Source organism: Alistipes sp. UBA1686, assembly GCF_002320215.1.
Classification (GTDB): Bacteria; Bacteroidota; Bacteroidia; order Bacteroidales; family Rikenellaceae; genus Alistipes; species Alistipes onderdonkii.
In genome coordinates, this window is the sequence record NZ_DCKA01000015.1 from 26,341 (window position 1) to 51,049 (window position 24,709).

Here is a 24,709-nt window from a genome sequence, read left to right on the forward strand (position 1 = left end):
ATTATTCTCCTACAACAACTTTTGCGAAACGCAGCACCTTGTCGCCCAGCATATAACCCGTCTGGACAATGTCGACGACCTTACCCTGCATTTCCTCTCCGGCAGCGAATTTAGCCACCGCCTCGCACAGGTCGGCGTCGAACTCCCTGCCCTTGACGTCGATCTCGGTGACCCCTTTCTGACGAAGCGTATCGGTAAATTTCTGTGAAATAAGCGTCACGCCGGCACGCAGCGCCTCGATGTCGTCGCTCTTCTGCATGGCATCGACGGCACGCTGCACGTCGTCGCGCACGGGGAGCATCGCCAGCAGCACGTCACGGCCCCCGGTCTGCACCAAGTCCATCTTCTCCTTGAGCGTACGCTTGCGGTAATTATCGAATTCGGCCTGCAGGCGGATGAATTTATCCTGCCACTCGGCCAGCGCCGCCGTCAGATCCGATCCCGCTCCGGCCTTGTCGCCGCCTTCGGCAGCGTCTGCCATTGTGTCAGTCCCGTCCTGCGAGTCGTCTGACACATTGGCACAGGGTTCGCCGTCGCACGAAGGGTAACCTTCACCGGGAACGAATCCTTCGTCACCGTCAACAGCCTCATTATAAGTTTTTTCCTTTTTCATATCTCGTGTTTTTCAGATTTTCCGTCTTATATTCGAACAAATTGTATACCAACCGCCGGGCCATGCCTACCCGATGATAAAAATCGCCGGGTGCCTGTTCATTTCCGGCAGCCGCACCGACCGCCACTCGCGCACGGCGAGCGTACGGATATATTCGCCGGGAGCGGTAATGTCCATCGCCAGCGTCAGGCGCGTCTCGGGGGCAAGGGTTTGCAGGAGCTGTTCCATCAGCTTCACATTGCGGTAAGGCGCCTCGATGAAGAGCTGCGACTGGCGTTCGGACTGCGCACGGCGTTCGAAGCGGCGGATCGCCTGGACCCGTTCGGGCGGCTTGACGGGCAGGTAGCCGTTGAAGGCGAACGACTGCCCGTTGAGCCCCGAGGCCATGACGGCCAGGATGACGGACGACGGCCCGACGAGCGGCACCACGCGGATACCGTGGCGGTGGCACGCCTCGACGACCAGAGCCCCGGGATCGGCGACGCCCGGCACGCCCGCTTCGGAAACAACCCCCGCCGAGCGGCCCTCAACGAGCGGTTTCACCAGCTCTTCGACCTCACGCCCGGCGACGGTATGTTCGTTCAGCTCGCGGAACTCCAGCGTGTCGATCGGCCGCGCGATGCCGGCCTTCGACAGGAACCGCCGCGCCGAACGGGTGTTTTCGACGATGAAATAGTCGAGCGAATCCATCACGGCACGGTTCGCCGCGGGCAGCACGTCCCACGGTGCCGTCTCGTCCGAAATCGGACACGGGATCAGATAGAGCGTTCCGTACATCTTATTTCAGTTTTTCGAGTTTGGCCCGGAGTTCCCGCTCCCGGGCAACGGCTTTCGTATACAGCACAGCAAACCAGACGCTCAGCGCCATGACACCGGCGATCACCACCCCGAAAACACCGCTCAGGAAAAATGCGCTCACGACCAGCCCCGCAACCGAAAGCATCAGCGGGGATTTGCGGACATTGCAGCCGATAGCCACATAGCCGCCCGCCAGCACGAGCATCACGATTCCGACCACCAGCCTCTCCCCGTTTCCCTGGGCGTTGACCAGTTCAACCACGCCGCTGGCGAGCGCCAGCAACGCCGCGGCGAACATGGCGCTGCGGGCCTTGCCCAACTGGTTGAGGGCCGATTCGGATTCGAGCTGTGCCGTCAGCAGCCGCGCCCCGAGGCACTCGGCGGCCTCATCGCGCCCGGCGGGGCAACCGCAGGAGGGACACGTTCCGGTTCCGGAAGCGATTTCACCGCCGCAATCATAGCATTTCATAACTTTATTCTTTGAGGTAAATCCGTTTTACGCGCCCCGAAACCGAGGTCATGATCTCATAGGGAATTGTATCGAGCACGCGGGCCATCGTTTCCAGGTCGTTGCCCGGCTCGGGCGAGAAGACCACGACTTCGTCGCCTTCCTTCACGCCGGGAATCCCCGTAATGTCGACCATGCAGCTGTCCATGCAGATGCGTCCGACGATGGGGGCGGGACTCCCGGCCACCAGCACCGACCAGCGGCCGCAGCCCAGGTGGCGGTCGAGCCCGTCGGCATATCCGATGGGGATCGTCGCCGTCGTAGTTTCGCGCGTGAGTTTCCCGGCCCGTCCATACCCTACGGCCTCGCCCGCAGACAGGTGCTTGACCTGCACGATACGCGTGCGGAGGGTCGAGACGGGACGCAGCATCCCGTTATGCCGGTAGCCGAAGCCGTAAAGCCCCAGCCCAAGGCGGCACATGTCGAACTGCGCCTCGGGGAAGCGTTCGATGGCGGCCGAATTGGCCGTATGGCGGATGACCGGATAGGGCAGCGAGGCGGCTACGCGGGCGCTCATGCGGTCGAACAGGGCGATCTGCGCCCGGGTATAGGCATCCTCTTCGGGCATGTCGGCACAGTTGAGGTGCGAGAAGACCGAGGCGACCTTGACCTGCGGGGTTTCCGCCAGCGCCCTGCACAGCGCCCCGACTTCGTCGTCCGTGAATCCCAGCCTGTGCATACCCGTGTCGAGCTTGATATGGATCGGGTAACGGCTCTCGCCCGCATGCACCACGGCCCCGGCGAAGGCGCCGAGCGAATGGAGGCTGTATATCTCGGGTTCGAGGCGGTTGGCGATCATCTGATCGAAACTGTCGGCATCGGCGTTGAGCACCACGACGGGCATCGAAATGCCCCGCTCGCGCAACAGCACCCCCTCGTCGGCGAACGCCACGGCCAGGTAATCGACGCCCTGGTGCTGCAAGAGCTGCGCGACTTCGAAATCGCCGGCACCGTACGAACCGGCCTTGACCATCGCCACGAGCTTCGTACCGAAGCTGAGCTTCGAACGGAAGAAATTGAGGTTGCGCGTCATGGCGTCGAGGTCGACCTCCAGCACCGTCGTATGGCTGCGGCGCGCGAGGGCGTGCGCCAGTTTCTCGAAGCGGAAATCGCGGGCGCCTTTCAGCAGGATGGCACGCCCGGCCACGGCCCTGCGGTCGATGCGCGCGATGCACTCGTCGGTCGAGGCGTAAAACTCCTTGTCGCAGCCGAACAGCCCGGCATGGCGTTTCAGGCGCGGGCCGATGCCAATCAGGAAGTCGACGCCGGCACGTGCGACCATCTCCGCGACACGGCCGTAGAGCTCGCCGTCGGAAAGCCCGCTCTGCGAGATGTCCGACAGGACGAGCGTACGGCGGCGGTTCAGCGCCACGCCGTGCAGGTAATCGAGCGCCAGCGCCAGCGAATTGAGGTCGAGGTTATAGGCGTCGTTAATCAGGATCGAATCGTTGATGCCCTCCTTCACCTCGAGGCGCATGGGCAACGTAGGCGCCGAAGTGAACGACGGCGCGGGATAGTGCATCGCGGCGCAGAACGCCTCGACGATCTGGGCATTGCGGCGCGATGCGGCGTTGCCGATGACCGACTCCGGCACCTCGGGGAACGACGCGGCATCGAGGGGCTTGCGGGCGGCGAAACGCGCCGCGACCATGCCACCCAGTGGTTCGTAATAGCTGTGGTAGACGATTTTCGAAGCATTGCGGGCCAGCACCATCTTCTCGTCGCATTTCTGTTCGAGATTGAGGAAATTCTCCTGGTGCGCGTCGCCGATCGAGGTAAAAATAACCACGTCGGGACGGATGATGCGCTCCAGCCGCTCCATCTCTCCGGGCTTCGAAATGCCCGCCTCGAAGATGGCTAACTCCTCGTCGCCTTCGAGCATCAGCACCGAGAGGGGCACGCCCAGCTGCGAATTGTAGCTTTTCGGAGAGCGGTAATATTTCATCCCCGCGGGCAGTTCTTCGGCGATCCACTCCTTGATGACGGTCTTGCCGTTCGAACCGGTGATGCCGACGACCGTACCCCTGAATTGCGCACGGTAGTGCGCCGCAAGGCGTTGCAGGGCGTCGATGGCGTTGTCCACACGCACGAAGCCGCAACCGGCGGGGCACTCGACATCCCGTTCGACGAGGAACGCACGCACGCCGCGCGCCGACATCTGGGCGACGAAGCCGTGCGAGTCGTGATTGGCACCGCGCATGGCCACGAACATCGGGCAGCAGCCCAGTTCGCACGACAGCGAACGGCTGTCTGTGACAACCGACCGCACTTCGGCATCGCAGCCTGTAAATTTCCCGCCGACAACGGCGGCTATTTCCGAGAGTTTGTAGTTCATCCTGTATCTTATCCGTTTTTCGCCGGGCGGATGGCATCCGGGGCTTCACGAAGCCGGCGGGGCAGGAACATACGCGGAGTATGCGGCTGCCGCGAGCGGAAGCGCCGGAGGCAGCCGTCCTCACGAAAGGTCAAATGTCACGATCGTAATTCCCGCCCCGCCCCGGTCGGCATGCTCGTCGCGGGCGCTTTCGACCTCAGGCACCGTGCGCAGGTAGCGGCGTATCTCCTCCTTGAGAGCCCCCGTGCCCTTGCCGTGGAGAATCGACACCGACCCCACGCCCACCATCAGGGCGTCGTCGATGAAATCCTGCACGGCGTCCAGCGCCTCGGCGGCACGCATGCCCCGCACGTCGATATGGTCTTTGAAGCTGAGCTTGCGGGCCGAAATGCCGGCCGACACCACCGTCCGCGCCGTCTGCGGGCGTGTCGCCTCGCGGAACTCGCTGTTCGAAACCACGGTCAGCATCTTCCGGTCGACCGTAGTCAGTATCTGGCCGAAGGCGACCTGCGCCTTGCGCCCCTTGACCGACTGCACCACGCCGACCATATCCTGTCCGGCCATGCGGACTTTCGACCCGGCCTCCACCTCGCGCGGTTTCGGAGCTTCGGCAGGGGCAGCCCCCGCCGCCTGCGCCTCGCCCCGCTGCGCCTTGCGTTCTTCACGCCGCTGACGGCGGCGTTCGATACGTTCGATCTCGCGGGCGACCTCGGCATCCTTGTCCGCCGTATCGGTCTTCGTCACCGCGTCGCGGAAATCGTCCAGTTCGCGGCGCGCAAGGCGCGTCAGCTCCTTTTCGGCCTGCGCCTCGCGGATCGTCCTGATCGTATTCTCGATCTGCCGGTTGGCATCGGCGATCAGCTGCTGCGCCTCCAGCTTGGCCTTTTTGAGTATCTCCTGCCGCTCGGCCCTGATCTTCGACAGCTGCCCGGCATAGGTCTGCTCCAACTCCTCGACCTTGCGGTCGGTCAAGCGGATGCGGTCGCGCTTCTGTTCCCAGTAATGCTTGTCGCGGGCGATCTCACGCAGCTGCTTCTCGATGTTGATATGGTCGCTGCCGGCCTTCTCGCCCGCCGCGCGGATAATATCCTCCGGGAGCCCGATCTTGCGGGCGATCTCCACGGCGAACGAACTGCCCGGCTTGCCCGTTTCGAGGCGGAACAGCGGGCGGATATTCTGCACGTCGAACATCATGGCGCCATTGGCGATGCCCTCGGTATTCGACGCATAGTATTTGATATTGGCATAGTGGGTCGTGATGACGCCGTAGCACCCTTTGGTCAGCAGGCGTTCGAGGATGGCCTCGGCGATGGCGCCGCCGATGACCGGCTCGGTACCCGACCCGAACTCGTCGATCAGCACCAGCGTCGACGACGAAGCCCCCGCGAGCATGTTCTTCATGTTGAGCAGGTGCGACGAATAGGTAGACAGGTCGTCGTCGATCGACTGCTCGTCGCCGATGTCGATGAAGATCGAACGGAACACGGGCAGTTCCGAAACCTCCGATGCCGGAACGGGGAACCCGCACTGGAACATATACTGCACGAGGCCGGTGGTCTTGAGGCAGACCGACTTGCCACCTGCATTGGGCCCCGAAATGACAAGGATATGCTTGCGGCGGTCGAGCTGCATGTCGAGCGGTACGACCTCGCGCCCCTGCGCCCGCAGGGTTTGCTGCAGGAGCGGGTGGCGGGCATTCTTCAGCACCAGCCGGTCGTCGTCCGAGATGATCGGTTTCACGCAGCCGTTCTGCGATGCCCAGCGTCCCTTGGCACGCAGCATGTCGATCTCGGCCAGGTAGTCGCCCGACGCGGCGATCAGCCCGGCATCGGGGCGCACCGAATCGGTGAACTCCGAGAGGATGCGGACGATCTCGCGCCGCTCGGCATATTCCAGTTCGCGCAGCTCGTTGTTGATCTCCACGACCTCGACCGGTTCGACGTAGAACGTACGCCCCGTGGCCGATTCGTCGTGGATGAAGCCCTGCAGCTTGCGTTTATTGGCCGCGGCAACCGGGATCACGGCCTTCCCTTCGCGGATCGATATCTGGGCGTCGGCATCGACGATACCGGCCCCTTTGGCGGCGGCGAGCACCGCCTGCAACCGCTTGGCGGCCTGCCCTTCGCGTTCGCGGATGGCGCGCCGAATCTCCAGCAGGGCCGGCGAAGCATTGTCCCGGATATTGCCGAAACGATCGACGATGGCGTCGATCCGCTGCACGATCCCGGGGAATGCCTCGACGCCGCGGCTGCGGGCATACAGCGCCGGATATTGCCCTTCGCGGGCGAGGATGAACGCAACGACGCTGCCGACGAGGCTCAGCGCCCGGTGCAGGGTCACCACCTCCCCCACGTCGAGGAACGTCCCTTCGACACGCAGTTTGGCAACGACATGGTCGACGTCGGGATATTCCCCGCCGGGAAAATCGTGCTCCATGTCGAGCAGCAGGCGCATCTGGTCGGCAAGTTCCAGCCTCCGCCCGATCTCGCGCGCCGAGGTCGAGAAAGTCTCTTCGGCGAGCTTCCCGCGGGCGGCACGCATAGTGCAAAGCGCTGCAACCTGTTCCCGAAGCCGGTCGAAGCCGATCTTCTGCTCGAAGTTTGCAGGATAAATCATTTCTATGTCGGGTTGATGGGCTACTGCAGCCGCTTGAGCGAATCGCGCTCAGCCTTGGCAGCAGCCTTGGCGGCCTTCCTGTCGGCACGCTCCTTCATCTTTTCGGGGTTGCGCCCGAAGAGCGAGAGGTGGACGTAACGGCCGGGGTATTGTTTGACATCGGCCAGCAGCGCCGCGAGGTTGTCGCTGGCCTTTTCGAGCGAATCGTACAGTTCGGGGTCGCTGATGAGCTTGCCGATCGTGCCTTCGCCCTGCGCGATGCGTGCCACGAGACCGTCGAGGTGCTCCACGGCCTGCGAAAGCTTGCGGGCAAACTGTTCCTCGGTGAGCTGCGAGGTGAAACGATCCACGTCGCCGATGATGCTGTCCACGCGCCCGGCATTCTCACCGAGCATGTCGGAGAATTTCGAAAGGTTGTCCAGCGCGCTCTTCAGGCTGTTTTTCTCCGCCGAGAGTATCTCGGCCATGTCGCCCGTCACGGAGTTCAGGTTGCCGAGCGTCCCGGCGATGTTGTCCGCATTGGTTTCCATCAGGCCGTTCAGGTTTTCGAGCGTGCGCGAAAGGTCGGTGGTGAGCTGCGAAACCTTCTGCTTGAAGAAATCCAGCTCGGAGCCGGCCATGTCCATCAGGTCGCGGTCGCGGCTCGAACGCAGCGTATCGCCCTTCTGGAGGTAGGTGTCGGCCGTGCCGTAGGTGATTTCGATCGCCTTGGCGCCCATCAGTCCGTTGCTGAAGATCTTGGCCTCGGAATCGGTCGGAATGCGGTACTGGCGCTTGATGGTGAACTGCAACACGACCTTGTCGCTGCGCGCGGGGTCGAACGAAAGCCGTGTCACGGAGCCGATCTTCACGCCCTTCATCATGATCGGCGACGCGTTCTGCACGCCGTTGATCTGGTCGTAGGCGGCATAATACTCGACGTTCCGGCTGAAAATGTCGAAACCTTTCAGAAACCGGATTCCGGCCCAGGCAACGCCGATCATCGCCACGGCGAATATTCCGATCTTAACTTCCCTTTTCATATTTCGCTTGTTTTTATTTCACAATTTGCGTACCCCGGCAGCTCACGACGAAGGCGTCGGGGAAAACCTTGCGCACTTCGGCCAGCCGTTTCTGGGCGGCGGCACGGGTATCGTACTCGCCGACGCAATATTTATAACGGAACCGCCCCTCGGCGGTATACTGTTTCACTTTGTTGCGGTAGGATTTGAAACGTGCGGACGAGGTCGGCACGGTCTGCGCGCTAGCCAGCACCTGCACGGTATAACGCAGCGGCCGGGCGGCTTGTTTGGGGGCATCCCCGGCCTTGGCCGGTTTCTGCGCCCCGGACTTGCCCGCAGCCTTCTCCGGCTCCCCTTTTTCCGGGGTGGCGGCCTTCGCGGCAGGCGCATCGGATGCCTTGTCCTGCTTCGCAGGGCGCACGGGCTCCTTCCCGATGACGACCTGCGTTTCGGGCTCTTTACCGGGCTTCGGGGCTGCTGCGGCCTCCTCTTCGGCGCGGCGCGTTTCGAGCACATAGGCCGAATAATCCCTCACGCCTTCGTAAATCGAGCGGGCGATCTCGTCCTGCCCCTTTTCCGATTTCATATAGGCCATCTCCTGGGCGTTGGACATGAAACCGATCTCGGTCAGCACGCCCGGCATGTCGGTGGCATAGAGCACGCGCAGCAGCTGGGGTTTGATGCCCCGCGAATGGCGCCCGGCCTTCAGGTAATTATTCTGAATACAGCGCGCCAGCGCCATGCTGTACTCGCCGTAGGTGAATTGCAGGTTCTGGATATAGGCCCGCACGATGGCCGCCGTCCGCTCGTCCGACATGTCGATCAGGTCTTCGCGGTTGTTCTCGAACAGGGCGTTCTCGTTGTAACGCTGCTCCTTGGGGCTTTCGCCCATGATGAGCGTCTCGACACCCCGTGCCGCCGAGGATTTCGCAGCATTGACGTGGATCGAAACGAAGAGGTCGCCGCCGGCCTTGTTGGCGATGTCGGCACGCGCCTGGAGGTCGGTTGCCAGATCGGTGCCCAGCGCCTTGTCCGTCTTGCGGGTATAGACCACCTTCACGCCCGGCATCCCCTCCTCGATGAGCTTCCCGAGTTTGAGCGCCACCTTCAGCGTGAGGTCTTTCTCGTAGACATTGCCGTAGTGCGCCCCGGGGAATTTCCCGCCGTGTCCGGCATCGATGACCACAACTTCGACCCCGTGCGCAATATTCCCGGCCGTGGCACCGTTCATTAGAACGGTAACGGCCGCAAACGCGAATAACAGGAACAGTCGTGTGCGCATATTTAATGGAGTCAAATGTGAGCTTTCTGTAATTTTTTACCTATCTTTGTCGCGCCTAAAAAACCCGGCGGGAGTGCATCGAGGCCCCGATCCAGGCGTTTTTGCCGACATGTCGGCAAAGGTACGAAAAATTATTGGGATTTTGGATAGAATCAGGGTAAAATATCTGTTTTCGGCGGCGGCACTCCTCCTCTTCGCCCAGTTGGTGTTCGGCTCGTCCGTACCCCGGGGAATGCTTGCCTCGGCAGCCGAAGACAGCCTCCGCCAACGCCTGTCCGATTCCCTCCGGATCCATTCCGAAGCCGCGGCCGAAGTGCCGGAAGCTGCGACCCAAAGCCGCCGCGACCGCCGCGAGCAGGCACGCGCTGCCCGGGAACAGGCACGTCGCCGCGCCGCATTCGAAGCCCTGCCGCAGGAGCAGTGCGATTCGCTCTTCGGCGCACAGCTCGATTCGCTCATCACGCAGAAAGGCGACTCGCTCGAAGGCCGCGGAGCGGACACCATCGCCCGCGACACGGTGAAAGAGAAAAAGCCCCAGAAACCGGGGGCGTTCCTCGACGACCCGATCTCGGGCAAGAACAAGGATTCGCTGGTCTACGACGTGCGCAACAAGATGGTCTATATCTACAACGAAGGCGACATCACCTATCAGAACAGCAACCTCAAGGCCGACTACATGCAGATCAACATGGACAACAAGATGGTCTATGCATACGGCAAGCCCGATTCGCTCGAAGGCAAACCGATCGTCACCAAGCCCGAATTCTCCGAGGGCGACGCTTCGTACACGATGGATACGATCACCTACAACCTCACCTCGAAAAAGGCCAAGATCAAGGGCGTGGCAACGCAGCAGGGCGACGGCTGGCTGGTCGGCGGGAGCGTGAAGAAGATGCCCGACAACACAGTCAACATCGAAAACGGCAAATACACGACCTGCGACGAGACCGACCACCCACACTTCTACCTGGCGATGACCAAAGCCAAGGTCATCCCCGGCAAGAAAGTCGTCACGGGGCCGGCTTACCTCGTCATGGAGGACGTGCCGATCTACTTCCTCGGCATCCCCGAGGGTTTCTTCCCGATCAACATGGGGCCAAAATCGGGTCTGCTGATGCCCACCTATGGCGAGGAATACACCAAGGGGTTCTTCCTGCGCGACATGGGTTACTATTTCACGCTGGGCGACTACGCCGACGTGGCCGTGCGCGGCGGGTTCTACACGCTCGGTTCGTGGGAGGCATCGGCCGCATCGCGCTACATCAAACGTTACAAGTACAGCGGCAGTTTCAACATGCAGTACTCGAACATCAAGACGGGCGAAAAAGGCGAACCGGACTATATCAAGCAGAGCAACTTCCGCATCCAGTGGACACACTCCCAGGATCCCAAGGCCAACCCCGGGTCGACCTTCTCGGCATCGGTAAACTTCGCGACCAGCGGTTACAGCAAATATTCGGCGACCAACCTCAACGACATCCTCTCGACGCAGACCAACTCGTCGATCGCCTACTCGAAGAACTGGGCGGGCACACCCTTCTCGCTCTCGGCGAACATGTCCATCTCGCAGAACTCGCAGAACAAGAGCCTCTCGGTGACGCTGCCGACCGTGGTCTTCAACGTCTCGCGTTTCTACCCCTTCAAACGCAAGGAACGCATGGGCAAGGAGCGGTGGTACGAAAAGATCTCGATGCAGTATACGGGCAAGATGACCAACTCGGTGACCACGACCGAAGACAAGATCTTCTCGAAGGAGACGTTCGACAACATGAAGAACGGCATCGAGCATAACATCCCCGTCTCGGCGTCGTTCAACCTGTTCAACTACATCAACATCTCGCCGTCGGCGACATACAACGAAAAGTGGTACTTCAAAAAAGTCGAATTCGACTGGAACCCCGTCACGAACAAGGTCGACACGCTGCCGACGCAATACGGGTTTTACCGCCTCTACAACTACAACTTCAACGTCTCGGCATCGACGACCGTATACGGCATGTACGACTTCACCAAGAAGCGCAAAGACCGCAAGATACAGGCCATCCGCCACACGCTCACCCCCTCGATCGGATTCTCCTACACGCCGGACTTCGGCGACCCGAAATACGGCTATCACAAAACCATGCAGACCGACTCGACGGGACGCTTCACCAGCTATTCGCCCTATTCGGTCAACGCATACGGCGTCCCCAGTTCCGGACGGTCGATGTCGATGAACTTCGCGCTGTCGCAGAACCTCGAAATGAAGGTACTGTCGAAGCGCGACACCTCGGGCGTGAAGAAAATCAAACTGATCGACGAGCTGCGCATCAGCGGGTCGTACAATTTCCTGGCCGACTCGATGGGGCTCTCGACCATCCCGATCTCGTTCCGCACGACGATCTTCCAGAATTTCGGCATCAACCTCTCGATGACGCTCGACCCCTACCGGCTGACGCCTGACGGCAAGCGCTACAACAAGCTCTTCTTCCCGGGGCGTATCGTCTCGACGGGCTGGTCGTTCGGTTATACGTTCAAATCGCGCGACGACCGCTCGCAATCGGCCATCAACGACATTACGAGTATCCCGCCCGAATATATGAACCCCTACTACGACCCCTACGGCAATATGGATCCCGTACTGCGGCGGCAATACATGTCGCAGATGTACTACGATTTCTCGCTGCCGTGGAACTTCGGGTTCAACTATGCCATCAACTACAACATATCGACAGGCAACTACCCGCCCAAAGGCTACAAGAAGAACGTCACGCAGACCGTCAGCTTCAACGGCAGCCTTACCATAACGCCCAAGACCGGCATCACCTTCCAGGGCGGTTACGACATCAAGGCGAACAAACTCACCACCTCGTCGATCTCCATCTCGCGCGACCTGCACTGCTGGCAGATGTCGTTTTCGTGGATACCTTTCGGGTTCCACCGCAGCTGGAGCTTCAACATCGGCGTAAAGGCGGCATCACTCTCAGACCTCAAATACGACAAGAGCCAGTCGATGTACGACAATATGTACTAAATCCCGATCCCCGGCTCATCCCCCACCCTCTTCCATCCCGGACGATCCGCATTGCCGCTGCACAATGCGGCACGGACGCCGTTTCCCGTCGTCGGTACCGGTTGCAGTATCCCAAACGGGCAAAATCGGCAAACGAACAGACGTTTGTGTATATATTTTGACCGGAAAGCGGAATTTCACAGTTTTTTAAACGGGAAGAGATTATATTTTGCTATATTTGGTACGAGAGTGTTTTTAACCAAAAAATTTAGCCTTATGAATTACATTCTGTCCACCAGCAAGGGGGGGGGGAAATCCGACCTATCTTCCGCCCGTAATTGAGACGATCGACATCGTGACTGAAAAGGGGTTTGCAACATCGCCCACACCACCCGACGCCTATGACGATTGGGGCAGCGGCGGCGGTGCAGGAGGTATCGGATCGGGAAGCGAACACGAACTCTAATACCGCAGCCCTATGAAAAGTCTCTCTAAAATCACACTGTTTGCAGCTCTCACCGCTGTAACAGCCACAGCCTGCCAAAAGGAAGACAACGGCATCGACACCTCTTCCGGCAAACTCGTCAAGATGACTTTTACGGCCGGGAACCCTGAGCTCAAACCGGAAGTCCGCACCGAGATCGACGGATTGACCCCTTATTGGTCTGTCGGCGATCAGATCGGCATCAGTACCGACGGGACGAAGTCCAACTACCCCTTCACGAACGATGCGACGGAGCGCGCCGCAACAACGACTTTTTCCGGGAACGCGAACATTTCATCAACGATTTACGCTTATTATCCATTCACGGCCAACGGAATCGACAAAGTAGGAGATAATACGGGTGCAAAAGTCGATCTCCCGGCAAACCAAACCCCGACAGCCAGTTCATTCGACGGCAAAGCCGACATCCTGGTCAGCAAACCGCTTACACTCGATTCCGAGGGACAGCAAGTCGCCAATCTGGAATTCAGACGATTGAGCGCCATCGTCAAAGTCGTACTCAAAGACCAATCCACAGGCGCAAAACTGGCCGACCAGCACGTATCGTCATTGTCCATTACGACCGATGGCGACAACACACTGGCAGGCCGGGTTGTTGTAGACCTCTTGAACTACACGATGTATGCACCCTATTATAACGGCTCCAACACCGTAACGGCGACCTATACGACAAATACGGAATACGTTATCAACGGTGTCAGCGGCACCTATTTAAGCGTATATCCGCGATTGCTGGCTGCGGGGTCGAAATTGGTCGTCGAAGCAGCGACAGAAGGGTATGTCATCAAAAAAGAGATTGTCCTGTCCAATGAAATCGATCTGGAAACAGGAAAGATCACCACTTTGAATGTCAATCTTTCAGACGAACACATCACAGCCGCGGCAACCGGTCTGAGCCTGCCGTTTACCGACGATTTCAGTGACCTGACAGGGAACGGATCCGCAGCAAACATCTTGTCCCGCAAAGACAAAAACGGAAACAACTTGTATGTGGCGAACTCCTATGTTTATCAATACAACTCCCCGCATGGCCTACGCATGAGTTCGAGCGACAACTCCGGGTATATCGTCACCAGCGAACTGGATCTCTCCGCACCGTTCTCGGTACTGATTTCGGCCAAAGTCTGGCCGAAAGATACTTCCGGAATCAAAGTAACCGCCGGAGAATCCGCGGCAATCACGACCGCAGACCTGACCGAGGAGTTCAAAACCTACCTGCTGAAATTCGACGCACAAAATTCGAAAACGAAAATCAGGATCGAGCCCTCCGCCGCAAAAGAAAGAATAATTATCGAAAGCATACAGATCGTTCCCGGCCATGACATCACTCTGCCGCCGGTACTGAAAATCACATCGGAAACGACCTTATCCGTTCCTGCGGAAAGCGCTACCAAAACCATCAACTATACGGTTGATAATCCCACAGACGGGGTGTCGGTCGTCGCATCGTCGAACGTTTCCTGGCTCAATTCATTCGTTTATGACGTCGACGGCGTTTCTTTCACGATAGACGCAAATCAGGGCGAGGAACGTTCCGGCACCATCACATTATCGTACGAAGGCGCCGAAGCGCAAACCGTAAGCGTCACCCAACTGGCAGCGGGCGAAGAAGTAAAATCATACGTTAAAGTAACAGCAGACCTTGCAGATTGGAGCGGTAGTTACATTATATCCGCAGGCACCAGCGCTGCCAATGGCACAATCACCGGTAAATGGTTAAAATACACCACTGTTTCCATAGCAAATGATCAAATCGAAAGCAACGCAACGACAGATGCGCTGGCTGCCATCATCGAAAAAAATGCAGACGGCTACTATACGATTAAATTCTCCAGCGGTTTTCTGATGACGATCGATGACAACTCCGGCATTAACGTAACCTCAACGGCAACAAATGCCAATGCACAATGGTCGTTTAGTATCAGTAACGGGAACGTTTCCATTGCAAACAGGGAAACACCTAGACGCATACTGCGTTGTAATGGGAATTCAGGCTATAGGACATACACGGGAACCACAGGAACATTACCCAGTCTCTATCGCTTATCGAATTGAACTCCGGGCGGGGAAGGAGGCGATCCTTCCCCAGACCCTACTCCGGGAACAGGAACAGCGGCATTAGGAAAATCGTGGGCGGAACTGCCCGCAGCGAACACTTCGGTGACCGAGATATGCCACTACATCACCGACGTGGCGGCGACGGGCAACGGTTCCTACCCGCGCAATTTCGCAATGGGTTATGACAAGGCGAAAAAGACGGCCCTATGGGCAGCATATCCGCTGCACGCCTATTATACAGCCCCGAACGCTTCGAAAGAGAGGGCCTACTCGGCCGACCCGTCGCTGGGAAAGACCGAGCAGATGGTGGGCGGCGTGGGAGCACCTTACAACAAGGGACACCAAGTCCCCAACGCCGACCGGAAAGTGAGCAACCTGGCGAACAAGCAGATTTCCTACTATTCAAACATGACGCCACAGCTCGCTACATTCAACAGCGGTGCATGGGGCACCCTGGAAAACAGAGTCCGCGGATGGATGTGCGCCGATACGCTCTATGTGGTAACGGGATGTTATTTTGACGGGACAGAGGGTACGACGACCGACAACGGCGGCAACCCGTGCCCCGTACCGACGCATTATTACAAGGTATTGCTGCGCACCAAGCAGGGCACCACGGGACAACCCGTAACCACGCTTGCGGCCGACGAACTGCAATGCATCGGATTCTGGTACGAACAAACCACAGACAAGGCCCAGACACCGGACAATTGCGCGATGTCCGTGGCGGAGATCGAAGCCAAATGCGGGTTCGAATTCTTCGTCAACGTGCCGAACGCTCCGAAAAGCGGCTACTCCCCGGGGGAGTGGGGCCTTTCGGGCAACTGACACCGAGCCGCAAAGGAGAAGCGGCCCCTGCACAGCAGAGGCCGCTTTTTTTTGTATCCCGGCGACAACCGGCGCTATCCGGCCGCATTCGAGTGGAGGGGCAGAGGCGGGGACGGACAATTCTGCAGCAAGAGGGCAGAAGAGAGGTTTCCACTGGAAGCAACCGGATAAGACAGCCAGGCGGAGCAACCGCGGCAAAAGCCCCCGGGAAAGACAAAGGAGCGAGAGGCCGCGGTTCCATAGACAACAGCCGGATCAAGCGGACAGATGAAGCGAAGAAACAAAGCCCCCGGAAAAAGCGACTGAAATTTCCCGGGCACAGCTCCGGGAAGCCCTGCAAGCCTATCTCCGTTCCAAAGGGGAAGGCGTGCGGTCGATATAATTCGGGTAGCGGAACTGCGGCATCCCGAGCGCCATGACGGCACAGATACGGCGGCCGGCGAGCCCCAGCATCTTGCAGAGCCCCTTTTTCTTATCCTGCCGCACGGCGGTCAGCACGAAGCCCATATATATCTGGCTCACCCCGAGCGCTTCGGCCATCAGCGAAGCGTTCTGGTAGGCGAGGTTGGCATCTTCGGCGCCGAACCGGCTCTCTTTCGGCGCATGGATCAGCAACACGGCCGTCGCACCCCGCAGGATACGGTCGTTGCCCTCGGCATATTCGCGGCGCATTTTCCAGAAAACGGGGATATAGCGGTAGACGTCGGGCAACAAACGGCTCAGCCACGGGCGCACGAGCGGGTGGGAAAGGCGATCCGCGAGCTTGCCGAACACGCCGAGCGTATATTCGCTCATACGGCGCAGCAGCACAGGGTCGGTCACGAGCGTATAGCCCAACTGCCGGGCGTTGGTGGCCGTCGGAGCGAGGTCGGCGGCCGCAACGATCCGGTCGAGCATCTCCTGCGGCACGGGGCGCTGCGAGAGCGCCCGGTTCGAGCGCCGCGCAGCCATCAGCAGTTCGACCTGAGCAGGTGTGGGCATGGCCGCATAGTCGACCGGATGCACCTTGGCGGGCGGAAATTCCGCATGTGCCACAGACCCCGTCGGGCAGGCCGCGACGCAGTGCCCGCAGACGATGCAGTTCTCGGGTTTCGAGAGCGCCACGGGGCCGCCCGCCTTCTCCTGTACGAAAATCTGCGAAGGGCACACCTTCACACATCGGCCGCAACGGATGCAGCTCACACCATCCACACGGATCGTATCCATATCTTCCGAAATTTTAAGTACCTTTGTCATCAATTACAAACCGCCATGTCCCCTGTCCTCACAAAACATTTCAGCGAACTCTCCACCCGGGAATACCACCGTATCGTGCAGGCACGCGAGGCCGTCTTCTTCCTCGAACAGCACATCACGGAACCCGATGCCGACGCCGTTGACCCGCAGAGCGTATTCATGTGGATGGAGGACGGCGGCCGCGTAGTGGCCTTCCTGCGGATCATCCCGGCGGGGATCGCCTACGCCGAAGCCTCGGTCGGCCGCGTGCTGGTCGATGCTGCATACCGCCGCCGCGGGCTGTGCCGCAGCCTGATGTCCGAAGCGCTGCGCTATATTGCCCGGACATGGGGCCCCCAGCCCATCCGCATCTCGGCACAAGAGCACCTGGCCGGATTTTACGCCACCCTCGGGTTCGCACCGGTCTCGGACACCTATTTCGAAGCAGGTATCCCGCACGTCAAAATGCTCCGCCCGTAGCCCGGCACCCGGGTAAAAAAATTCCGGCGGCGAGAGGTTTCCCCGCGCCGCCGGAACCATACTTATATTAATGGTTCACCGAGACCATCTCTTCGGGGTTGTGCTTGTATTTGAACACGACAGCGAAGACCACGGCCACCACGAGGGCATAGCCGGCGAAGATATACCACGAATCGGGCCATCCCCAGGCATCGACGACGGCACCGGCGGCATACGAACCGAAGAACGCACCGAAGCCGTTGGTCATAATCATGAAGACGCCCTGTGCCGAAGAGCGGATCTCGCGGCTGGTCTCCTTCTCGACGAACAGCGAACCCGAGATATTGAAAAAATCGAATGCCACCCCGTAGACGACCATCGAAAGGATGAGGAACGCGGCACCCGAGCCCGGGTTGCCGACGCCGAAGAACCCGAAGCGGAGCACCCACGCCAGCATCGAGATGAGCATCACTTTCTTGATCCCGAAGCGCCGCAGGAAGAACGGGATCAGCAGGATGCATAACGTCTCGGACATCTGCGACAGCGAAAGCAGGATCACCGAGTGTTTCACGATCGCCGAATCGGCATACTGGGGCATCGAGCCGAAGCTCTGTATATAGGAGTCCCCGAAGGCGTTGGTTATCTGCAACGCGGCGCCGAGCAACATCGAGAAAACGAAGAAAATGGCCATGCGCTTCTCCTTGAAGAGCGTGAACGCACGCAGCCCCAGGGTATCGACCCACGACCTGGCCTTGACATTGCGGTCGACGGGGCAGCCGGGCAGCGAGAACGAGTAGACGGAGAGCAGGAACGACAGCACCGCCGAGACATAGAGCTGCCACTCGGTCAGCTTGATCTGCACGCCGCCGATATGCGTCAGGTCGACGAACCACATCGCGGCGATGAAGCCTACCGTACCCCACACGCGGATCGGGGGGAAATGTTTCACGGTATCGAGCCGGGCCAGGTCGAGGGCATTGTATGCCACCGAATTCGACAGGGCGATGGTCGGCATGTAGAACATCACGCTCAGCAGCATACAACTGTATAAAGGCCCATAGGCCGTTTGCGAAGCCGCGGCAATCAGGAACCCGCCGCTCACCAGATGGCAGATGCCGAGCAGCTTCTGCGCCGGGATCCACCGGTCGGCAATGATACCCATCACTGCGGGCATGAACAACGACGCAACGCCCATCGTGGCAAAGAAACTTCCGATTTGCAGCCCTGTGAAGTCGAGGCCACCGCCAAGGTAGGCGCCCAGCGAGATGAGCCACGAACCCCAGATGGCATACTGGAGGAAGTTCATGACGATAAGGCGGAATTTAATTCCCATAATTCTCTGATTTTAGGTTGTTTTTATTTACAAGTTCATTCGGTCGGAAAATGATTAAAACAAATGTACTAATTTTTTTTGTGAATTTTCTTTGCAATTGAAAAATAAAGTTCTACTTTTGCATCACCAAAACGTCATTGAGCTATGGTGTAATGGTAACACAACAGATTCTGGTCCTGTTATTCTTGGTTCGAATCCAGGTAGCTCAACTGAAAAAGCGAGGAAGTCTTCTCGCTTTTTTCATTCTTCCTCCACGCTCCTTCCCCCCCGAACAGCCTGTTTCGCAATGCGAAACAAACAAACCACGCTTCCGTCGGATATCAGCATTATCACCCACACCTGAAATTTTAATTTCAAAATCCGAGCCGTACTCAAAAACAGGCATCAAAAACAGACAATCAATCTGCACGCACACCCGTTTTCCGTCTTGTTTTACCCGAAGCCTTACCCTACTTTTGTATTGCACAGGAGATATGAAGAATTCAAGTGGGATTGTGCAAGGGGCGGGCTACACCCGCAAAAGTGACGCAAGTGGAAAATCCGTCAGGATTTGAAGCACAGGATAGACACCAAGGAACTAGACGCAAGGTTCCGTTTATTCCTGGAAGACTTCGGGGGAGGGTTCTAAGCCCTCCCTTTCCAATTCTGCCACGACAGCTCGCTGCCGCTTGAAGAAATGGATCCGCTGCAATTCCCCGCTGCATGATATCAACGTCGCAAACCGGCTCAGGGCCAGCACCCAGCGTTTGGTGTGCTCGAACATGTCCGGATCGGAGCTGCGCAGCGAGTTGATCGAGAACGCCTCGAGGCAGCTCGCCCGGTAATGCCGTGCCGAAAGGTAGCAGTAAGTCGCTTCGATATCCATATCCGAAATAAAGACCGACACAGGCCGCCCGCTGCGGAACTGCCCGGAAACACAAATCTCTTCCAGGTCGTCGAGCATTTGCAACAACTCGGCTTTCAGCACTTCGACGCTTTCGTCCCTAATCAGATGCATGTTGCGGAATGCGCAGATGGCGTTGACCCAGCGTTTGGTACAACTGCCGTCGAATATCAGGGTCGTGGCAGGCATCAGCTGCGCTTCGTGCACCAGGTCGCGGTAGCTCTGCAAAAGCACCTCCGGCACTTTCATATCCTCGAATTTAGCCCCCGAACAGTCGATGAGCCCCTGCTGGTAGAGCCATTTGAAAAGTTTGAAATTGGTCAGTTTCGGATAACGCATGTAAAGCATCCGCGGAAACGAATTTCCGGCGATGGCCTGTTCGGCATCGACGTCGGAGGAAACCTCACGGTAGAAAAGGGTATCCTGGTCGATAACCCCCGTGTAATCTTCGAGCGCCGTATGGTAATCACTGAAACTCAGCCGGAAAAGCACATTCCCGAAATCCAAGGCCCCGACCGTGCGGTCGAGCGAAAAATTCATCTGCGCCGAAAGTACGCCCGCCTCCCCGAAGGTGAAAGGCACTTCGCCGCGCAGCCGGCGGTAAGCCGCCTCGCGGCCGATATTGAGCTTGTCCGTCAGAATGGCCGCCGCATTGGTATATTCCGGGGTACTATTTTGTATAGCACCGATCAGTGCCGCATTTAGTTTTTCCAGAGGCATAGTGCAAGTGTATTAGCGTAATAAAATTCTCAATCCCAACCGCAAATTTAGTAAAATATTCATCACAAGGAACATTTCAGGGCAAAAGAAATGCACCGTAAAAAAGGGAACCTCCTGTTGGGAGGTTCCCTTTTTTATCGGGTATGGGAATGCGGTTATTTGCCGAGCCCCATTTTCTCGATCAGCGCCCTGGTTTCGGGTTTGTGGCCGCGGAAGCGCACGTAGAGTTCCATCGGATGCTCGGTACCGCCCTTCGAAAGGATATTCTCACGGAACGAGCCGGAGACCTCGCGGTTGAAGATGCCCTTTTCCTTGAAGAGCGAGAAGGCGTCCGCCTCCAGCACTTCGGCCCACTTGTAGCCGTAATACCCCGCGGCATAGCCGCCCGAGAAGATATGTCCGAATGCCGGGGCCATCGCCGTTCCGGGAACTACGGGCAGCACCTGCGTCGGGGCCATCGATGCGACCTCGAACTGCTCGACGTCGCCCTCGAAAGGCTCGGTGATCGTATGCCATGCCATATCGGTCAGGCCGAACGAAAGCTGGCGCACGTTGGAATAGGCCGCCAAATAGTTCTGTGCGGCGACGATGCGGTCGACGACCTCGGCCGGGATCGGCTCGCCCGTCTGGTAATGCACGGCCCACAGGTCGAGGAACTCCTTCTCGGTAGCCCAGTTCTCCATGATCTGCGAAGGCAGCTCCACGAAGTCACGGTAAACGCTCGTTCCGGTCTGCGACTCGTACTTGCCCTCGCCCAGCATGCCGTGGAGCGAGTGGCCGAACTCATGGAGGAAAGTTTCCACTTCGTCGAAAGTCAGCAGCGAAGGGGTCGTTTCGGTGGGCTTGGTGAAGTTCATCACCAGCGACACCAGCGGACGGGTCTCCTTGCCGTCAACGATCTTCGCACCGCGGAACTCGGTCATCCATGCCCCAGAACGCTTCGATTCGCGGGGAAAGAAGTCCAAGTAGAGTACCGCCATGAAACGGCCGTTCTCGTCGGTCACGTCGTAGGCCGTCACGTCGGGATGGTACACCTCGATCTTGTCGTTGGGCGTGAAATTCAGCCCGTAGAGCTTGTTGGCGAGCATGAAGACGCCCTTGCGGACGTTTTCGAGTTTGAAATAAGGTTTCACCAGCTCGTCGTTGAGCGCATATTTCTCGTGCTTGTACTTCTCGTTGTAATAGCCCCAGTCCCACGGCATGAGCTGGCCTTTGAACCCGAGCGAAGCGGCATAGTCGCCGACGGTCTCATAGTCCCGGTCGGCATAGGCTTTGGTCTGGGAAAGCAGCTCGTCGAGGAAGGCCATGACCGTCGGGGTGTTCTCGGCCATGCGGCGTTCGAGCACGTAGTCGGCATAGCATTTATAGCCCAGCAGGTTGGCGATCTTCAGGCGCAGGTTGGCGATCTGTTTCACGACCGGCGTATTGTCGTTCTCGCCGCCCAATGCGCGCGAATTGTAGGCACGCCAGAGTTTCTCCTTGAGCGCACGGTTCGACGAATAGGTCAGGAAAGGCACATAGCTCGGTGCCTGCAACGTCACCGTCCAGCCCTTTTCACCGCGCGCCTTGGCATCGGCTGCCATGCCCTCCTTCACGAAGTCCGGCAGTTCGGCCACGACCTTCGGGTCGGTGATGTTGATCGAGAAGGCATTGGTCGCAGCCAGGGCGTTCTGGCCGAATTGGAGCGTCGCGGCCGACAACTCGGACGAATACTTGCGGTAGAGCTCCTTGTCCGCGTCGGACAGGGCGGCCCCGTTGCGTGCGAAACTCTGATAGGTATCCTCGAGCAGCTTCTTGTCCTCTTTCGAGAGGCCGCGGCCGGGTTTCCCGTAGACGGCCTTCACGCGGGCGAAGAGCTCGGGGTTGAGCGAGATGTCGTTCGACAGTTCGGTCAGCTTAGGCTGCACGCGCAGTGCGATCTGCTGCATTTCGTCCGACGTATCCGCTTCGAGCAGGTTGAAGAAGATACCCGAGATACGATCCAGCAGCGCACCGTGGCGCTCCAGAGCCACGATAGTATTGCCGAAGGTCGGCTTCGAGGGGTTGGCGACGATCGCGTCGATCTCGGCACGCGAGCAGGCGATGGCCGCGTCGAACGCAGGCTCGTAGTCCGAGAGTTCGATCTCGGAGAACGGCGGGGTCTGGTGGGGCGTATTCCACGCCGCCAGGAGGGGATTCGACATATCAAGTTCGGGCAGCTGCGCTTTGGGGATCGAATTGTCGGCGCAGCCTGCCGCCATAGCGGAAAATGCCATAATTACCAGTGCTTTTTTCATTTTATATCAGTTATGCGGTTTCTTCTCGATGAGTTATCTGATTATACTATATGGGTTATCTGACTATCGGTATCGTATTGAGGAGCGCAACCTCCAGTGAATCCAAGGACGGCGGTTCGGGGGTCCACAGGCCGCGGCTGCGCAACATCGCCCGCTTGTCGGGATCGGCACCGCGGAATGCCCGGTAGAGCGACATGCCGTCCTCCGAACCGCCGCGCGAAAGCAGCTTGGCGCGGAAATCTGCGGCGATCTTCTTGTTGAACAGGTCGCCGCTCTCGCGGAAGGCCTCGAACGTATCCTTGTCGAGCACCTCGGCCCAGGTATAGAAATAGTAACCTGCCGAATAGCCGCCGTCGAAGATATGGCTGAAATAGGGGTAACGGTAGCGGGGCTCGATCTGCGGGATCAGGCCTCGCTTCTCGTTGAGCGCCTGCCGCTCGAATGCCATCGGGTCGAACGGTTCGTATTCGGTGACCGAGTGGATATCCATGTCGGAAAGCGACGCGGCGATCAGTTCCGTGGTGGCGAAACCCTGGTTGAAGAGTTCGCTCTTGCGGAGTTTGTCCACGAGGTATTTCGGGATCACTTCGCCCGTGCGGTAATGCACGGCATAGTGCTTCAGCATCTCGGGTTCGAATGCCCAGTTCTCCATGACCTGCGAAGGCAGCTCGACGAAATCGCCCTCGACCTCCGAGAGGCCGCGGTATTTCACGTCGTGAAACAGGAAGTGGAGCGCATGGCCGAATTCGTGGAAGAGCGTTTCCGTCTCGTCGAGCGTCAGCAGTGCGGGCGTATTGCGCACCGGGCGCGTGAAGTTGCAGACGACACTCACCACGGGCGCCACGCGCTTGCCGTCCTTATAGGTCTGCTCGACATAGTTGCCGCACCAGGCGCCCTGGCTCTTGCCGTCGCGGGGGAAATAGTCGAAATAGAGCACGCCCAGGTGCGAGCCGTCGGCATCGAGCACCTCGTAGGCGACCGCATCGGGATGGTAGAGCGGCACGACGATCGGCTGGAAGGTGATGCCGTAGAGGCGGTTGGCCAGGTAGAAGATGCCGCCCTGCACGTTCTCGAGCGAGAAGTAGGGACGCAGCATCTCCTCGTCGAGGGCATAGTTCTGCTTGCGCAATTTCTCGGCGTAATACCACCAGTCCCACGATTCGAAGGTGGCACCGGGGATGTCCTTCTGCAAAAGCGTGTCCATCTCGGCCAGCTCGCCCTTGGCGCGTTCGAGCGCCGGCGTCCAGATCTGGTCGAGCAGGCCGTAAACGGCATCGGTCGTACCGGCCATCTCGTCCGCCACGACATAGGCGGCGTAAGAGGGATAGCCCAGCAGGTGTGCCTTCTCCGTGCGCAGGCGGATGAAATCGTTGATGAGCTGCTTGTTATCGTATTCGTCGCCGTTGTTGCAGCGGTTCAGATAAGCCTTGTATATTTTCTCGCGCAGGTCGCGCCTGGTAGAATAGGTCAGCAGCGGAATCAGACTGGGCTTGTGGAGCGTGAAGACCCACTTGTCGCCCTTGCCCATCTGCTGGGCCTTCTCGCGGGCGGCATCGCGGATGCCTGCCGGCAGCCCGTCGAGTTCGTCCGACTTGAGTTCGAGCACGAAATTGTTGTTTTCTGCGAGGATGTTATTCCCGAATTTCACGGCCGTGAGCGACAACTGCCCGTTGATCTCTTTCAGGCGGGCCTTCTGCTCGGCGTCGAGCAACGCCCCGGCACGCACGAAGGAGTCGTAGGTTTTCTGCAACAGGCGCATCTGCTCGGCGTCGAGCCCCAGCGCCGCACGCCTGTCGTAAACCTCCTTCACACGGACGAAGAGCTTGTCGTCGAGGCGGATCTTGTCCCTGTGCGCGGCCAGCAGGGGCATGGCCTGCTCTTGCAGGGCCTGCATGCGGTCGTTGGTTTCGGCGGCACACAGCATGCCGAACACCAGTTCGGTCTGCGCGAGCATTTGCCCGGCATCGTCATAGGCAAGGATCGTGTTTTCGAACGTGGCCTCGTCCTTGTTCGAGGTGATGGCGTCGATCTCGGCCTCGTGCAACGACATGCCGCGCTCGAAGGCGGGCATGAAATGCTCGGGCAGGATCTTGTCGAACGGAGGTACGCCGTGCGGCGTATCCCATTCGGTGAAAAACGGGTTTTCCCCGGCCGTTTTCCGGGAATCGCATGACGCAAGTGTCATAAGCAGTAAAAGTGTTGTGAATAATCCTGCAATACGTTTCATCTATCGTGTTATTTTGTGTAACTTTGCAATCGCCGACGGCGGAGGCATCTTCGATGCGTC

General features: G+C 58.8%; 16 protein-coding genes and 1 tRNA gene. 5 read left to right on the forward strand and 12 right to left on the reverse strand.

The window, feature by feature from the left end:
• Position 1: 1 nt before the first annotated feature.
• The 7 genes from B3C38_RS06090 to B3C38_RS06120 form a co-directional block, all read right to left on the reverse strand.
• Positions 2-613 carry a nucleotide exchange factor GrpE gene (locus tag B3C38_RS06090; protein ID WP_022332939.1) on the reverse strand — a complete coding sequence of 204 codons (612 nt, stop codon included), beginning with the start codon at positions 611-613 and terminating at the stop codon, positions 2-4.
• 66 nt (positions 614-679) lie between these two features.
• A complete protein-coding gene (locus B3C38_RS06095; protein ID WP_055210988.1) occupies positions 680-1,390 on the reverse strand; it encodes an SAM-dependent methyltransferase in 711 nt (236 codons plus the stop codon).
• A gap of 1 nt (position 1,391) precedes the next feature.
• Complete coding sequence (locus tag B3C38_RS06100; protein ID WP_022332937.1) at positions 1,392-1,880, reverse strand: hypothetical protein; 489 nt, start codon at positions 1,878-1,880, stop codon at positions 1,392-1,394.
• Positions 1,881-1,884: 4 nt separating this feature from the next.
• Positions 1,885-4,254: an alanine racemase gene (alr, locus tag B3C38_RS06105; RefSeq protein ID WP_286726254.1), complete on the reverse strand. Its 2,370-nt coding sequence runs from the start codon at positions 4,252-4,254 to the stop codon at positions 1,885-1,887.
• 120 nt (positions 4,255-4,374) lie between these two features.
• Positions 4,375-6,870: an endonuclease MutS2 gene (locus B3C38_RS06110; RefSeq protein ID WP_022332935.1), complete on the reverse strand. Its 2,496-nt coding sequence runs from the start codon at positions 6,868-6,870 to the stop codon at positions 4,375-4,377.
• Between the two features lie 20 nt (positions 6,871-6,890).
• Positions 6,891-7,892 (reverse strand): MlaD family protein, encoded by a 1,002-nt coding sequence (locus B3C38_RS06115; protein WP_276655889.1) that lies wholly within the window; start codon positions 7,890-7,892, stop codon positions 6,891-6,893.
• 13 nt (positions 7,893-7,905) lie between these two features.
• On the reverse strand, positions 7,906-9,153 hold the full coding sequence (locus B3C38_RS06120; protein WP_055204772.1) for an N-acetylmuramoyl-L-alanine amidase family protein: 1,248 nt from the start codon (positions 9,151-9,153) through the stop codon (positions 7,906-7,908).
• Positions 9,154-9,295: 142 nt separating this feature from the next.
• Here B3C38_RS06120 and B3C38_RS06125 point away from each other — a divergent pair, with 142 nt between their 5' ends.
• From B3C38_RS06125 to B3C38_RS06135, 3 genes are all read left to right on the forward strand, one after another.
• Positions 9,296-12,166, forward strand: coding sequence for a putative LPS assembly protein LptD (locus B3C38_RS06125; protein ID WP_286726257.1), 2,871 nt, complete (start codon positions 9,296-9,298; stop codon positions 12,164-12,166).
• Positions 12,167-12,623: 457 nt separating this feature from the next.
• A complete protein-coding gene (locus B3C38_RS06130) occupies positions 12,624-14,705 on the forward strand; it encodes a BACON domain-containing protein (protein ID WP_286726258.1) in 2,082 nt (693 codons plus the stop codon).
• A gap of 105 nt (positions 14,706-14,810) precedes the next feature.
• Positions 14,811-15,536 (forward strand): DNA/RNA non-specific endonuclease, encoded by a 726-nt coding sequence (locus B3C38_RS06135; protein ID WP_286726259.1) that lies wholly within the window; start codon positions 14,811-14,813, stop codon positions 15,534-15,536.
• A 342-nt stretch (positions 15,537-15,878) separates the two neighbouring features.
• Here B3C38_RS06135 and B3C38_RS06140 read toward each other — a convergent pair whose 3' ends face one another.
• Positions 15,879-16,742 carry a nitroreductase family protein gene (locus tag B3C38_RS06140; protein ID WP_286726260.1) on the reverse strand — a complete coding sequence of 288 codons (864 nt, stop codon included), beginning with the start codon at positions 16,740-16,742 and terminating at the stop codon, positions 15,879-15,881.
• Positions 16,743-16,787: 45 nt separating this feature from the next.
• Between B3C38_RS06140 and B3C38_RS06145 the strand changes: the two genes are divergently transcribed.
• Entirely contained in the window at positions 16,788-17,231 is a 444-nt protein-coding gene (locus B3C38_RS06145; protein WP_117506973.1) for a GNAT family N-acetyltransferase, read from the forward strand.
• Positions 17,232-17,298: 67 nt separating this feature from the next.
• Here B3C38_RS06145 and B3C38_RS06150 read toward each other — a convergent pair whose 3' ends face one another.
• Positions 17,299-18,543: a nucleoside permease gene (locus B3C38_RS06150; RefSeq protein WP_022332926.1), complete on the reverse strand. Its 1,245-nt coding sequence runs from the start codon at positions 18,541-18,543 to the stop codon at positions 17,299-17,301.
• Positions 18,544-18,681: 138 nt separating this feature from the next.
• On the opposite strand from B3C38_RS06150, the gene B3C38_RS06155 reads away from it, so the two are divergent.
• Positions 18,682-18,752 (forward strand) — tRNA-Gln (locus B3C38_RS06155).
• Positions 18,753-19,138: 386 nt separating this feature from the next.
• Here B3C38_RS06155 and B3C38_RS06160 read toward each other — a convergent pair.
• The 3 genes from B3C38_RS06160 to B3C38_RS06170 form a co-directional block, all read right to left on the reverse strand.
• The gene (locus tag B3C38_RS06160) at positions 19,139-20,146 is read right to left on the reverse strand and encodes a hypothetical protein (RefSeq protein WP_022332925.1); all 1,008 of its coding nucleotides are present in this window, start codon (positions 20,144-20,146) and stop codon (positions 19,139-19,141) included.
• 155 nt (positions 20,147-20,301) lie between these two features.
• Positions 20,302-22,386, reverse strand: coding sequence for a M3 family metallopeptidase (locus tag B3C38_RS06165; protein WP_278734817.1), 2,085 nt, complete (start codon positions 22,384-22,386; stop codon positions 20,302-20,304).
• A gap of 91 nt (positions 22,387-22,477) precedes the next feature.
• Positions 22,478-24,649 carry a M3 family metallopeptidase gene (locus B3C38_RS06170; protein ID WP_237957425.1) on the reverse strand — a complete coding sequence of 724 codons (2,172 nt, stop codon included), beginning with the start codon at positions 24,647-24,649 and terminating at the stop codon, positions 22,478-22,480.
• Positions 24,650-24,709: the final 60 nt, after the last annotated feature.

Coding starts and splice junctions, on each gene's coding strand:
- B3C38_RS06095 (WP_055210988.1), bottom strand. CDS start 1,390: ATGTACGGAACGCTCTATCTGATCCCGTGTCCGATTTCGGACGAGACG.
- B3C38_RS06090 (WP_022332939.1), bottom strand. CDS start 613: ATGAAAAAGGAAAAAACTTATAATGAGGCTGTTGACGGTGACGAAGGA.
- B3C38_RS06120 (WP_055204772.1), bottom strand. CDS start 9,153: ATGCGCACACGACTGTTCCTGTTATTCGCGTTTGCGGCCGTTACCGTT.
- B3C38_RS06165 (WP_278734817.1), bottom strand. CDS start 22,386: ATGGCGGCAGGCTGCGCCGACAATTCGATCCCCAAAGCGCAGCTGCCC.
- alr (WP_286726254.1), bottom strand. CDS start 4,254: ATGAACTACAAACTCTCGGAAATAGCCGCCGTTGTCGGCGGGAAATTT.
- B3C38_RS06100 (WP_022332937.1), bottom strand. CDS start 1,880: ATGAAATGCTATGATTGCGGCGGTGAAATCGCTTCCGGAACCGGAACG.
- B3C38_RS06130 (WP_286726258.1), top strand. CDS start 12,624: ATGAAAAGTCTCTCTAAAATCACACTGTTTGCAGCTCTCACCGCTGTA.
- B3C38_RS06160 (WP_022332925.1), bottom strand. CDS start 20,146: ATGCCTCTGGAAAAACTAAATGCGGCACTGATCGGTGCTATACAAAAT.
- B3C38_RS06170 (WP_237957425.1), bottom strand. CDS start 24,649: ATGAAACGTATTGCAGGATTATTCACAACACTTTTACTGCTTATGACA.
- B3C38_RS06110 (WP_022332935.1), bottom strand. CDS start 6,870: ATGATTTATCCTGCAAACTTCGAGCAGAAGATCGGCTTCGACCGGCTT.
- B3C38_RS06115 (WP_276655889.1), bottom strand. CDS start 7,892: ATGAAAAGGGAAGTTAAGATCGGAATATTCGCCGTGGCGATGATCGGC.
- B3C38_RS06150 (WP_022332926.1), bottom strand. CDS start 18,543: ATGGGAATTAAATTCCGCCTTATCGTCATGAACTTCCTCCAGTATGCC.
- B3C38_RS06140 (WP_286726260.1), bottom strand. CDS start 16,742: ATGGATACGATCCGTGTGGATGGTGTGAGCTGCATCCGTTGCGGCCGA.
- B3C38_RS06145 (WP_117506973.1), top strand. CDS start 16,788: ATGTCCCCTGTCCTCACAAAACATTTCAGCGAACTCTCCACCCGGGAA.